This is a genomic window from Bacillus cereus group sp. MYBK95-2 (assembly GCF_051915225.1).
GTDB lineage: Bacteria > Bacillota > Bacilli > Bacillales > Bacillaceae_G > Bacillus_A > Bacillus_A cereus.
In genome coordinates this window covers 655,846-669,333 of sequence record NZ_JBQAEH010000002.1, presented here as the reverse complement: position 1 = coordinate 669,333, position 13,488 = coordinate 655,846, and the positions used below count along the sequence as shown (strand labels likewise).

Here is a 13,488-nt window from a genome sequence, read left to right as displayed (position 1 = left end):
AGAATCAAACACGCCAAAATCCCCTGTCCGTAATCATGACTAACTAATTCGATAGATAATGGAAAACTCTTGTAGTACCCTCTACATTCGGCACAAATATATAATCACCTTCCTATGTAATGGAAACGGACATACAATCAATATATATTCTGCAATCCAATTGAAAATACTGTTTCATTTCAGTAATGACCATACAAAAAGACTAACTTATTTTTAAGTTAGTCTTTTCCCCTTAATTAGAGTTAAGTTCTACTTTCTCTAACCCTTCAGCCAATTGTTTCTTATCTAGTCCTTCTCCTATTACTACTAAGTTTGTCGGGAAACCGAAGTCTTGTTCTAATAAAGTTGGTACTCCGAACGAATATTGGAATAGGTGAGGGTATTTATCTCCATGGAATTTCACAAAACCTTTCACTCGATAAATACTATCTGGTAAATTCGAAAGCCATTCATATAATTTGTCTTGATCAATCGGTTTCGTAAATTGATATGTCATTGTTTGTATATGTAAATGCTGTTTGACATGTAGTGTCTCGTGTTCCTCATCATTTGGAAATTCTGCTTCTTCTATATCTTTTAAAGATATATTACAATACTTTGTCTCATACATTTTCGCATGATCATTTATTGCCTTTACTTCTTCAAATACTGTATTCTTATCTTCATCTGTTAGTAAATCTGCTTTATTAACAAGAATGTGACTACCAAATTTCAGTTGCTCATGCAATAGCTGTTGTACATTTGCACTTAATATACTTCGATTTAACCACCTTACTGCATCTAAAACGACTACAATTGATTTCACTTCCAGAAAAGGAGCTAAAATTGGCGAGACACACGCGTCTAACACTTCAATTGGATGCGCAACACCTGTCGTTTCTATATAAATTACATCTGGTCTTTCTTGTTGGTATAACGAATGTAATTGTATTTCAAGCTCTTCTTTTAACGTACAACAAATACATCCTTTAAGAAGTTCTCTTAAAACATTCTCTTTTCCAATAATATCTGTATCTACTGAGTATTCACCAATTTCATTCATTAATACTGCAACTTTTCTATTCTTCTTTTTCTCTGCTAACAATAAATTTTGTAATAATGTTGATTTTCCACTACCTAAAAAACCACCTAATATATGAATCTCCACTTTATTCATTCAACCGACCATCCATTTCTTTACTTCAAATGTATTCAAAGCGTAATAATTACGATTTATATTTATCATTTTATTAAAAGAATGACCATTTGTAAATATAAGAGATTCACTGTTCATTTACTTCATATGCAACTCTAACTCCAGACTCAATTGCCCCTTGCATCCATCCATGTGTTAATGTCGTATGCTCTCCTGCAAAATGTACTTTTCCAGATGGTGGTGTAATATACGGAAATAACTCGAGCTCTTGGCCTGGTTCGAAAGCTGTAAATGCACCGCAAGAATACGGATTTTTACTCCAGCTAAAAGATGTTCCAGTGACAAACTCACTATAGACGATGTCACCGTATATTTCCGCTAAATTTTTTAATGCGTACCGAATACGATCTCTTTGCGGGAGACTATCCCATGTTAACGCCTCATCTGCCCACGTATAACTTGCTATAACGATAGCTGGTCCTGGAGTATGAATGCCATAACTCGGATAGTATGTAAACCGTATCGGTAAATCAGTAATAGATTTACCGCCACACTGTCCCGCTTTCTCCCAAAATCTACTTTTAAACTCTATTGCAATTTTAGTTGCAGCAATATAATTTAATTCACGAATTGCTCTTTTTTTAAAATAAGAGAATAAATAGTATGGCTGAACTTCTACAAATCTTAACGCTGAAAATGGAATTGTAATAATAGCAAAATCACTTGTTATTGTAAATTGCTCTAACGTTTGTTCATGATTTCCTTGTAACATTACTTTATTATCTTCTTGTATAATTTTATCAACCTTATACGGCATTAAAATATGTTCCCTTAATTGTGGTAAGAATGCATTCGATAACTTATCCATTCCACCAGTTATTTCATAATATTTCGTTGTTGAAGTAAAGAAAATCATTTCACGTAATACTTCAATTAAGGACATTCCCATATAAGCTTCCATATCAAGAAGTACCCCAATCATATCTATCGCACCATCTGAATAATACTCCATTAAAAATGAACCAAGCGAATACGTTTTATACTTTTTTTCAACGATAAGCCAGTTTTTATCAGGATCCTTCTTAATGTAATTTAGTATTGGTTCTAATACTTCAATCATTAGCTCTTCTGCCGTTTTTCCTCTTTCTTTATCCAAAACCGGATATTCAAGTACACTTGGATCATTTTCAAACACATTCAATCTCGTTTGAATGTTATTCGTATAAATGATATCTGCAAAAGTTTTATTTATAAAAAGGTTTAAAGGTAGTTTAAATTTATGAATATACGCTAAGGTTAACTTATGGGTGTCAGGGATTCTCATCGGTCCCGCATTAAAATATAAACCCACACTAAATGGTTCCCGAATCGTATACACTCTGCCACCTATTCTGTTATTTGCTTCTATAATCGTTACTTCGTGCCCAGCCTCTTTTAATAAAGAACCTGCAACTAATCCAGAAATCCCTGCACCTGCAATCGTAATCCGTTTTGGGTTATTCTTTTTAACAAGCCCTGCATGAATAATATGAAGCATTTCTTCCATTGCTAATGGATTCCCCATGCCATTTCCCCTTTTACAAAGGATTTTACTGAATTATATTCGGTTCACTGAATTCCTATGTTTTGTTCGCGGATTTGCACGGATACATTTTCAAATACTTGAATATCTTTTATAAAATGTAATAAACTAGATATGACTCTATAGAAGTAAGACGTATTATCTTACATAATAAAATCAATGAAATTGCGAGGAATTTTGAAATGAAAAAAGGTATTAACCGTGTTGTATTAGTAGGAACAGGAGCAGTTGGATGTAGTTATGCTTACTGCATGATTAACCAGGCTGTAGCTGAAGAATTTGTTTTAGTCGATGTAAATGAGGCAAAAGCTGAAGGGGAAGCAATGGACTTAAGTCATGCTGTTCCATTCGCACCAGCTCCAACTAGAGTATGGAAAGGCAGCTACGAAGATTGTAAAGATGCTGACCTTGTAGTTATTACAGCTGGATTACCACAAAAACCAGGCGAAACACGTTTAGATTTAGTTGAGAAAAACGCTAAAATCTTCAAACAAATCGTTCGCAGTATTATGGATAGCGGATTTGATGGCATCTTCTTAATCGCAACAAACCCTGTAGATATTTTAACTTACGTAACTTGGAAAGAATCTGGTTTACCGAAAGAACGTGTAATCGGTTCTGGTACAACGCTTGATTCTGCTCGTTTCCGCTATATGTTAGGTGAGTACTTCGATATTGGTCCACACAACATTCACGCTTATATTATCGGAGAACACGGCGATACTGAACTTCCAGTTTGGAGCCATGTTTCCGTTGGTATCCAAAAACTACAAACACTGCTTGAAAAAGACAACACGTATAATCAAGAAGATTTAGACAAAATTTTCATAAACGTCCGTGATGCAGCTTACCATATTATTGAGCGTAAAGGCGCAACTTATTATGGTATCGGTATGTCACTTCTACGTGTTACAAAAGCAATTTTAAACGACGAAAATAGTGTATTAACTGTATCAGCTTACTTAGAAGGTCAATACGGTCAAAAAGATGTTTATATCGGGGTACCTGCTGTTTTAAATCGCGGCGGTGTTCGTGAAATTTTAGAGGTTGAATTAAGTGAAGATGAAGAATTAAAATTCGACCACTCTGTTCAAGTATTGAAAGAAACAATGGCTCCGGTTCTTTAATTAAGATAAAAAGCAATCCAATTTATTTTGGATTGCTTTTTATTTTCATTATCTCCTATGACTTTTTAGTGATTTTCTATCATTTCTTATTTTTTAGTCGCATCCTCATTATTTATATCAAGTACATCTAATAAAAAGATAAAGATTGGTATCCCGATAATAAGCCCCCATATTCCAAGGAAATGCTCTGAGAAGATAAGAATCATAAATGTGTAGAATATTGGTAAATTTGTTTTTGCAGACATAAACTTCGGATTTAAAAAATAACTTTCAAGAGCATGGATTACTGTTATGAATACGAGTATGTATACTACGTACATAACTCCACCTACGTTGTAAGCAATGATACAAAGTGGAAACAAAGAAATAATCACACCTGCAACAGGAATCAACCCTAGTAAGAAAATCATAACAGCTAATACAAGTAGCTGTGGAAATCCTAAAACGATTAATGCAATGACAGTAAGAATACAATTTACAACGGCAATTAAAAACTGAGCCTCAATTACTTTGCCGAACGATCTTGCAAATCTTTCACCAAAATATGCAATTTCTTCATAAAAGATTTTTAACTTACTATCTTTAAACTTTGATGTAAATGTAATAATACGCTCTTTTTCTAATAAGAAAAATAAGCTTAAAATTAGAGATAATAATATTTGTAAACTTACCTTCCCTATATTTGCTATTGATTGATATATGACGTCTACACCTTGTTCTATATATTTTGATACTTCCATCCCATTAATTGTCGAAAGTGCATATTTAACGATTTCATTATCAGGTGGATTTTGAAAAAACAGTTTAAATTGATAAATTAATTGTGAAATTTGTATCGTCAGCACAGGTAAATATTTATATAATGTTGTGCCTATAAAGGAAACTAGTATTATATATAAACATGCAATAACAATTTTCCGGTTTACTTTCAATTTTCTTGAAATAAAACGTTGAAATCGATCCATTAAAAACGTCAGTATAAACGTAATTAATATTAAATTAATCATACTTTTTAATGCGTATAATACAAGCGCTACTATTATTAAAACGAGAAACCGTTGAAACCCTCTACTTCGAAAAAAACTCTTTACTTCATTCATTAAGAATTAACCTCCCCCTTCAATGGATGGAAATTGAATATATTACATTTTATGAACTCCTATAGACAATCTTTCTTACTAATTGAGAAGAATCCTTTTTTTCTTTTCATATTGTTAGATTCGTTTAACTGGAATCCACCAACATAATTTCGGTGGCAGTTATTTTTCATATAATCTTTTATAAACTAGGTGATTTTCTATTTTGGGACTGCTGTTCATACGCATATCCAATATTGAAAAGCTCTTTTTCACCAAACTGTTTCCCTACAAACACTACACCGATTGGTTCTCCATTTTTATCATATCCAGCAGGAACCGCTAATTCCGGATAACCAGCTACAGCTGATAGAAGGACTTCATCGTTATTAATCATAACTAGAGCATCCAAACCTTTTTCTACTAAATACCTATCTAGCTCTTTTCTTGCATTTTCTTGACTCGTTTGCACTACGTTTTCAAACTCTTCTTTCGTTATAGCAGATTTTTCAGACCCTTCAATTAATGTTTGTCCGTATTTTATTCGTCTTTTACTATCCTTTTTATTAAACGCTATAATCTCTTCTAACGATTTTACCGGTACATTCTTTTGCTGTGAAAGATAGTCGTTTACATTATGCTTGAACTCATATTCTAATGTTTGCAAATTATCTACACCCTCAGCACTTAACTGGATATTATCAGTTAATATCGCACCTGCATCTTGAAGGTCTTTTCTAATTTTTTCTACTACTACTTTTCTATTTTCATCTTGTTGGTCTACAGAAAAAAGAAGCCCTATCTTTTTCCCTTTTAATCCATCTATTGATAAATCCTTTGTATAATCAATTCTTTCTTTATCTTTCATTTTTTCTGTCATAACATCTTTTTCGTCATAACCTATCATTGCATTAAATAACGTTGCTACATCTTTTACTGTTCTTGCCATAGGTCCTGCTGTATCAAGAGTTTCAGCTAATGGAATAATTCCTGTTCTACTTACCATACCTAAAGATGGACGTAACCCAACTACTGATTGCTGCGCCGCTGGTGCAACAATCGATCCCGTCGTTTCTGTTCCAATTGCAAGCGGCGCAAAATCTGCTGCAACTACTGTAGCAGATCCTGAACTTGATCCTGAAGTATCGAATGTAATCGGACCGTACGGGTTTAAATTTTGTCCTTTCTTCCCGCTATACCCGCTTGGCATTGTAAAAGATAAATAGTTCGCCCACTCAGACATATTCGCTTTTCCTAAAACAAATGCTCCTTCTTCTTTCAACTGCTTCACAATTGTTGCGTCTTGATCTGCAATCCAATCTTTTAATACATAAGTTCCTGCACTAGTCGGCATCACTTTTTCCGTCTGTACATTATCTTTTACAACGACAGGAATACCATATAAATTCGAATTTTTGTTTCTACCCCGCTCTTGATCTAACTTTCTTGCTTCTTCCATCGCATTAGGATTTATCTCTGTAACAGAATTTAATGTTATTCCATTTTGATCATGTTCTTGTATTCTAAAGAGATAAATACTCGTTAATTCTTCATATGACAACTTTCCATCATCAATCATTTTTTGAAGCTCATCTACAGTCGCATTTACGACTTCTCTTTCTTTTATCTTTACATTTTCTATATTGATTCCTTTAAGCTGATTATGTATCGGTTGTAGCACTCTTTCTTTATCATATACAATACGCTCAGGTTCCTTTGGAAAATAATTTTTATACACGTAATATCCGCCGGCACACGCTAATAAGACAATGCCTCCAGTGATAGACAGCGTTACCTTTACCCATTTCTTCATGTTGCTTCCTCCACTCTATAAGATGCTTAGCTATACAAAAAAGAGAGTTACCTTTTACTTAACTCTCTCCAATCAAAATGCTAAATGAAAAAATGAAAGATTTCAATCTAATTACTTCTTTTTTTGCATTTGCTTTGCTAACATTTCTTTCACTTGATTATACGTTAACCCTGAATTTTTATTTAAACGCTTTACTTCCTCAACATCAGTACCTACCACTGTATATTTTTTCTCATCATTCATTTTTCTAATTCCCTTCTCACCGTATTATTTCTTATATTTCTTCCCTAAATGCGCATAAATTAACACCACTACAAAAAAGGAAGCTGTTTTTAAGCACAGCTTCCTTCTCGTTACATATTGTATTTCTTAATAAAACTTCACTACATCTTCAGTAGGCAAGAACGTTCTTTCTGCTGGTTGTTCGTTTGATTCACCAAATGGCATTTGACCTACTAAGCTCCACTCTGCCGGAATGTTCCAAGTTTCTTTCACTTCAGCATCTACGATTGGGTTGTAATGTTGTAATGACGCCCCAATTCCTTCAGCAGATAATAGCATCCACACAGTATGTTGTAACATCGCATTTCCTTGATGAGACCAGAATGGGAACTGATCTTTGTATAATGGGGCATTTTCTTGCATTTTTTCTACAGTTGCTTGATCTTCAAAGAATAGAACTGTTCCTACACCTGCATGGAAGCCTTTTAGTCTTTCTACAGTCGCTTCAAAGTTTTCTGCTGGTACGCGTGCTCTTAGTGTTTCTTTAACGATATCCCAAAACTTTTCATGCTCTCCATCCATTAATACAACCATACGACCACTTTGCATATTGAAAGATGTTGGTGCGTGTAAAGCTGTTTTTAACACTTCTTCAATTCTTTCTTTCGTAATTGCATCGTTTTTTGTTACTTTACGAATTGAACGGCGGTTCACGATTGCTTCTTTTAAGTTTGTTGTAGTTGCTGACATTTTAATTCCTCCAAATGTTTGTTTTATAATTTATTTTGTTATTTCATAACAAGCGAATTAGCAATATCCATCGGTATTACATTGCATACCTTCAAATGAATTTGTTTTATCCTTTTCAATTTCTTTATCAATGACCCTTTCTAGTGTTTCTTTACTAGCAAGCCCTTGAATGACTTCATCTCCAATCATGACAGTTGGAACAGCCATAATATTCGCTTCATCATATGCGTGCTGAATTGCTTCTTGATGCTTTTCTTTATATTTACGAGTTACTAAAGCAGCTTTAAATTCCGCCTCAGGAAGTCCTACTTCTACCGCTAATTTTGTTAACACATCAATATCTTCAATGTTTTGCTCTTCTTGGAAAAATGCTGTGAATACGCGGTGATGATACTCATTACCTAGTCCATGTTCTTTCGCAAATTGACATCCTTCGAAAGCTAAATGTGTATATGGATGTGGTGAAACACGTGGCAAGCGCATATCAATTCCTAACTTCTTCGCTGTCGGAAGAATGAAAGCATCCCATGAACCTAATTTTTCTGGCTCATTCCATGGATCTATTTTTGAATATGGACTTAGACGTAATTCAAATGGCATCCATTCAATTTCTACATCTTTTTCTTTCGCTACTTCATCTAATGGACCTTTTGCTAAAAAACAAAATGGACATATAAAATCTGAGTATACTTTCATTTTTACAGTCATAACTTTTACACCTTACCTTTATAGTTGTAACCATACAAGTTACATTAATGTTAAAAAAATATAAATATGATTTAAGCATTCATTTTTTCTTGCAAAGTTTCAAACAGCTGCCCCATCGTAATATTTCTCAAAACTTCTTCCATCGCGGATTGTGCTTGAATTAAAATAATTTCTAACACCGCTTGAATATTCGCCCCAATTGGACAATCTGGATTCGGTTGCTCATGAATGTGAAATAATTTATCCTCTTCCACTACATTCACTGCATGATACACATCTAACAATGTGATTTCATGTAAATCCTTTAGTAAACCTGCCCCACCCGGTCCACGATTTACGTAAACAAAGCCAGCTTGTTTCAAGTACGACATGATTTTACGAATGACTACTGGATTTGTATTGACACTCTCAGCCATATAGTCTGAAGTACAAAGTGAAGATGGATTGTTTTTCAAAATAGATAAAATATGAACAGCTATGGAAAAGCGGCTACTAATTTTCATCGTAATCACCACCTCGATGTAATCATTATAGTTACAACTAAAAAATAAGTCAATCCTTTTCATAGATTTTTTATAAGTAAATTAAAAAGTGCCCCATTATGATATATGAGACACCCCTTTTTATTCTGCAAATAGCGCTTGAAATTCTTCAATAAATAGCTGTACAGCGATTGAAGAATCCTTTAATGAAGGAACAGCTAAAGCAATTTCTCTCCATACTTGCGGTTCCAATTCTCTCGTTTGCACATTCTGTGGTAAATTCGTTAAAGATAATTCAGCTAATATTGCAATGCCTAATCCTTCTTGAATCATATTTAAAGCTGTAGTAACGGTAGAAATTACATACTCAGCCCGAAGTGGTACGTTGGCTTGTTTAAACATATCAATGATGGGTGGTTCGTATCCGCCCTTACATAATATGATCGGTTCATTCTCCAAATCACGAATTGTAATAGAGTCCTTCTTACAAAGAGGATGATCCTCTCTTAAGATAGCAACCATTTTTCCCTTCGTTAACGGGACAATCTCCATCTCTTTATTAGGCAAAATAACAATTCCTATATCAACAACCCTCGATATTAACCAATCTTCAACTTCTTTAATTGTTCCTTCACAAAGAACGACCTCTAAGCTCGGATACTTCTCCTTAAAATGGTTTATCATTTTCGGTAAGAAATGTGCAGAAGCACTCGGAAAACTCCCAATTCGAATCGTCCCCACTTCGTGTCCTTTCTCCATCGCAACTTCTTGTTCAATCTTCTCTACACCGTTCAAAATCTCTCTAATATGTACAAGAATTCTGTTTCCTACATCCGTAACGAGTAATCCTTGTCGTTTATCACGTATAAGAATCGTAACTCCTAACTCTGACTCAATACTTGAAATGGCATGACTTACAGCTGGCTGCGTCATATTTAACACCCTGGCAGCCTTCGTAAAACTACCTAACTCAATAGTTTTTATTAATACTTGCAGTTGTGTAATAGTCATAACTAATCACTTATACTCCTTATAAAAAAGATTCATTTTATTTATTACATTCGATATCATATCATAGTGAAATGAATAACAACAAGGAGGTCTTACCGTGACACAGCTTTCTCGAACTAAGACGGCCATAATCCTTACCTTTCTCGTTTTCATGTGGGGAATCAATTGGCCTTTATCTAAGTTTGCCCTGCATTATACACCACCCGTTTTATTTGCAGGCATTCGAACTTTAATTGGAGGATTCATTTTACTCCTTTTCGCTCTACCCAAATATAAAGAATTACATTTAAAAGAAACGTGGCATTTATACGTTATTTCTTCTTTACTTAACATCATTATATTTTACGGGTTACAAACTGTTGGTCTTCAATATATGCCTGCTGGGTTATTTTCCGCCATTGTATTTCTACAACCAGTTTTACTCGGTATTTTCTCGTGGATATGGCTTGAAGAATCAATGTACGGCTTAAAAATTTCCGGGCTTGTTCTCGGATTTATTGGTGTAGGTGTTATTAGCTCAAGCAGTTTAACAGGACATATTTCTGTTATTGGAATCCTTCTCGCGTTAGGATGCGCTATTGGCTGGGCACTTGGCACAGTATTCATTAAGAAGACTGGTCACCGTGTTAATGCCATTTGGATGGTAACAATTCAGCTTCTTATCGGTGGTCTTTGTTTAATCGGATTTGGCTCAGAATTTGAAAGTTGGTCTAGTATTGCTTGGAGTATGCCATTTGTTAGTGTACTACTCTTTATTTCATTCTTTGTTATTGCAATGGGGTGGCTTGCATACTTCACACTCGTTGGAGCTGGTGAAGCGAGTAAAGTAGGGGCTTATACATTCCTTATTCCCCTTATCGCTATTATTGTAAGTTCAATCTTCTTACATGAAGCTATTACAATGAGCTTATTTATTGGCCTATTATTTATTGTTGTGAGCATTTGTTTTGTAAATATAAAGCCGAAAACACTTGCTGTAAGGCAGCAGGTTGAAGTGAAATAAATATGAGAAAGAGCCTACTATTTGTAGGCTCTTTTTTATATCTTATTTTTTACGACGCACTACAAAAACACACGCACCTACCGAAGATACAATTGCCAAAATAGATAAAACAATTGCTATCAACTGCATATTACTAGTACCTTCATTCTTTTCTACATTAGATACTTCACCATGTTCTCCTGTTAATGACGTACCTTTTGCAATTGTAGTAAGTGAATGCGGTTTTTCAGCTTTCTCATCGCCTGTCCATTCAACAATTTCTCCGTCTTTATATTGTTGATATGCATCCCAAGCTATTTTTTGTTCTTTATCCGGATTTTTAGCGACGAAAGTAAATCGCTGGAACTGACCGGGTAAAATCCCTTCTCCTATTGCTTCCCATACTACAGTTTTCACTTTTCCGGCATTATCTTTCTGCTCTTCCATTTTCCACCCTGGCACTGGTTCATACTGTTGGAATTCCACACCAGACGGTATTTTCAGTGTAACTTTTGTTGTTGCTATATTCTTTTCAACTGGTACTTTTATCGTGTAAGTCTCCCAAGAACCGATGTCAGAAGTTGCTGGCTTCACAGTAACGTGCGCACTAACAGGTAACGAAAACATTCCCATTGTAATTGCTGTTGCGATCATTGTTGTTCCTAATTTTTTTATACGTTCCATTTTCAATTAGCTCCTTTTTATCTATACCTACTCTTTATCCCGCTATTCGCCGGGTAGCCCAATTGATGAGGGCTGCTTAAAGTTTCACTTTATCTGCCACCTACAATAAATTTATAATCCGTATCGAAGCTATCAAGCGATTTCGTTAATCCATGTACTTGTATATTCCAGTTTCCTGTCATGTTAATATACATACCTTCTGCTTCATATTCTCCCGGTGAAACTGCCGAAACTTTAAATGATCCTTTTCCCATATTCATATCTAACGATTGAGTCGTTAATATAATTTGTTCCATATCAGTAACGGGTTGTCCGTTCTCATCCTTTAAAGTAATATGGAATATATTTTGTCCTACTCTATTAGGACTTACATTTAGCGTCATTTCATATCCATTATCTAATTGTTTACTCTCTGTAAAAGGTCCAGTAGGAGGCATCGGTGGTGTTTGTACGTTTGTCATAAAAGCTACGATGACGAAAATGATAATTCCAATGATAAACTCTACTTTCACCGTAGCACCTAATCCTTGCTCCGCTCTCATTTTCCCTTTCACATAATGAATAATTCCCAATATCCCCATGAAAACGAATAAAAGTATCTTTGCTAGTAAAGCTAATCCATACTTCGTATCAAATAACGAGTGGATTGTTGGAATAAAAAATGTACTGTTAAAAAGACCTGTTATTAAAATCACAATGACAGCGCATGTTGCCCACGGTGAAAAACGCTTAATCATATCCCAATACATATTCCATTTGTTATCCTCTTTACGTAACAGAAGAATAATAGACGATAAACCACCAATCCATAATGAAGCTGCGAATAAATGTAAAAAATCCATAACAACAGCAATATCTTTAAACTTTAAACCATATGCGTGACTATTAAATGCTTTCATAACAAGTATTCCAATAAACAGCACTATTGGAATACTCCATACTTTAAAAGACGATAGCTTCTCACGCCTCATCGTAAAATACGTAACAATTATAAGCGAACTAATGAGAACCATTTGAGTAATCCAAACATAACTAAAAACAGAAAGCTGTAACGTTTCTTTTAATAGTAAAGGATTGAATGCTTCTAGCCATGAAACATCAGCATTTATTTTCGCTTGCAGTGGTAGATTGAATAACAAGCTAGTAAATATCCCTAATAAGGAAATCCATATTATGTTCTTACTCCTTGATCGAACCGAGGTTGCATTCCCTTTATACATAATAAGATTAAAGAATAGCACTCCTATAAATAGTGAGAAACTTGTATATAAAATTCCACGTTCCATGATCATATCAATTTGCGGAACATATCCCATCTCTTCTACTTGTATATCATCTGCTCCAGCTTCCGCTAATCCAATACGGAATGGAATAACTCCTTGAATGGGATGTCCATCAGCTGAAATAGCTTTCCACTGAATAGAGTAGAGACCATTTTTAAGATTCTCTTTCAATCCAGCTTCTAATAGCTTTTTATTTTTTTTATCAATATGAGCATCTTTTAAATCGACCCTTTTACCTGATGTATCTCTCACGTATAATGTATTAAAACTTGAGATTTGTATGTCCTCATCGAACTCGATTTTCACAACAGACGGTGCTTTCTTCAATGTTTCATTTTCCGTAGGGTTTGATTTCACAACATACGCATGAGCAGATGCACTTTTCGGTATCAATATGATAAGCACACATGCAAGTAATAACAATGTCCCTAACCTTTTCATTACTTTCACACTCATTTCACTTCTTTCTTCCTCATCGCTATATTTTCATTATTTTTACTTCCCGAGTTTGATTCTTGAGCAAAATATTAACCTGATTAAATATAAACTTCTAGAAAGTATAACTCTTTATTTCTCTTCCACCTCTAAACTTCCAATATAATAGTAACTATTATGATAGATACAACTTACATT

Annotated in this window: 13 protein-coding genes; 2 read left to right on the top strand and 11 right to left on the bottom strand. The window is 34.5% G+C overall.

All coding sequences use genetic code 11. From position 1 onward, the window contains the following. Positions 1 to 232: 232 nt before the first annotated feature. Positions 233 to 1,156 carry a CobW family GTP-binding protein gene (locus ACTFN4_RS10370; protein ID WP_001044939.1) on the bottom strand — a complete coding sequence of 308 codons (924 nt, stop codon included), beginning with the start codon at positions 1,154 to 1,156 and terminating at the stop codon, positions 233 to 235. 106 nt (positions 1,157 to 1,262) lie between these two features. Then, positions 1,263 to 2,699 (bottom strand): flavin monoamine oxidase family protein, encoded by a 1,437-nt coding sequence (locus ACTFN4_RS10365; RefSeq protein ID WP_000528002.1) that lies wholly within the window; start codon positions 2,697 to 2,699, stop codon positions 1,263 to 1,265. Positions 2,700 to 2,899: 200 nt separating this feature from the next. Here ACTFN4_RS10365 and ACTFN4_RS10360 point away from each other — a divergent pair, with 200 nt between their 5' ends. Further along, positions 2,900 to 3,844, top strand: coding sequence for an L-lactate dehydrogenase (locus tag ACTFN4_RS10360; protein WP_000715321.1), 945 nt, complete (start codon positions 2,900 to 2,902; stop codon positions 3,842 to 3,844). Positions 3,845 to 3,930: 86 nt separating this feature from the next. Here the strand turns inward: ACTFN4_RS10360 and ACTFN4_RS10355 are convergent, their stop codons facing one another. The 7 genes from ACTFN4_RS10355 to ACTFN4_RS10325 all read right to left on the bottom strand — a co-directional run bounded on the left by ACTFN4_RS10355 (position 3,931) and on the right by ACTFN4_RS10325 (position 9,906). Beyond that, positions 3,931 to 4,944 carry an AI-2E family transporter gene (locus tag ACTFN4_RS10355; protein ID WP_001006597.1) on the bottom strand — a complete coding sequence of 338 codons (1,014 nt, stop codon included), beginning with the start codon at positions 4,942 to 4,944 and terminating at the stop codon, positions 3,931 to 3,933. 178 nt (positions 4,945 to 5,122) lie between these two features. After that, the gene (locus ACTFN4_RS10350; RefSeq protein ID WP_439962279.1) at positions 5,123 to 6,733 is read right to left on the bottom strand and encodes an amidase family protein; all 1,611 of its coding nucleotides are present in this window, start codon (positions 6,731 to 6,733) and stop codon (positions 5,123 to 5,125) included. Between the two features lie 111 nt (positions 6,734 to 6,844). Then, positions 6,845 to 6,976 carry a hypothetical protein gene (locus tag ACTFN4_RS10345; protein ID WP_000997344.1) on the bottom strand — a complete coding sequence of 44 codons (132 nt, stop codon included), beginning with the start codon at positions 6,974 to 6,976 and terminating at the stop codon, positions 6,845 to 6,847. A 126-nt stretch (positions 6,977 to 7,102) separates the two neighbouring features. Next, a complete protein-coding gene (locus ACTFN4_RS10340) occupies positions 7,103 to 7,705 on the bottom strand; it encodes a nitroreductase family protein (protein WP_001277023.1) in 603 nt (200 codons plus the stop codon). 57 nt (positions 7,706 to 7,762) lie between these two features. Then, positions 7,763 to 8,413: a DsbA family oxidoreductase gene (locus ACTFN4_RS10335; protein ID WP_439962278.1), complete on the bottom strand. Its 651-nt coding sequence runs from the start codon at positions 8,411 to 8,413 to the stop codon at positions 7,763 to 7,765. 71 nt (positions 8,414 to 8,484) lie between these two features. Beyond that, positions 8,485 to 8,916, bottom strand: a complete 432-nt coding sequence (locus ACTFN4_RS10330) for an Rrf2 family transcriptional regulator (protein ID WP_000704073.1) — start codon at positions 8,914 to 8,916, stop codon at positions 8,485 to 8,487. A gap of 120 nt (positions 8,917 to 9,036) precedes the next feature. After that, the gene (locus tag ACTFN4_RS10325) at positions 9,037 to 9,906 is read right to left on the bottom strand and encodes a LysR family transcriptional regulator (RefSeq protein ID WP_000156743.1); all 870 of its coding nucleotides are present in this window, start codon (positions 9,904 to 9,906) and stop codon (positions 9,037 to 9,039) included. Positions 9,907 to 10,003: 97 nt separating this feature from the next. Between ACTFN4_RS10325 and ACTFN4_RS10320 the strand changes: the two genes are divergently transcribed. Beyond that, positions 10,004 to 10,909 (top strand): DMT family transporter, encoded by a 906-nt coding sequence (locus ACTFN4_RS10320; protein WP_439962276.1) that lies wholly within the window; start codon positions 10,004 to 10,006, stop codon positions 10,907 to 10,909. Between the two features lie 42 nt (positions 10,910 to 10,951). Here the strand turns inward: ACTFN4_RS10320 and ACTFN4_RS10315 are convergent, their stop codons facing one another. Then, complete coding sequence (locus ACTFN4_RS10315) at positions 10,952 to 11,572, bottom strand: YcnI family copper-binding membrane protein (RefSeq protein WP_000439685.1); 621 nt, start codon at positions 11,570 to 11,572, stop codon at positions 10,952 to 10,954. Between the two features lie 89 nt (positions 11,573 to 11,661). After that, the gene (locus ACTFN4_RS10310; RefSeq protein WP_439962275.1) at positions 11,662 to 13,311 is read right to left on the bottom strand and encodes a copper resistance CopC/CopD family protein; all 1,650 of its coding nucleotides are present in this window, start codon (positions 13,309 to 13,311) and stop codon (positions 11,662 to 11,664) included. Positions 13,312 to 13,488: the final 177 nt, after the last annotated feature.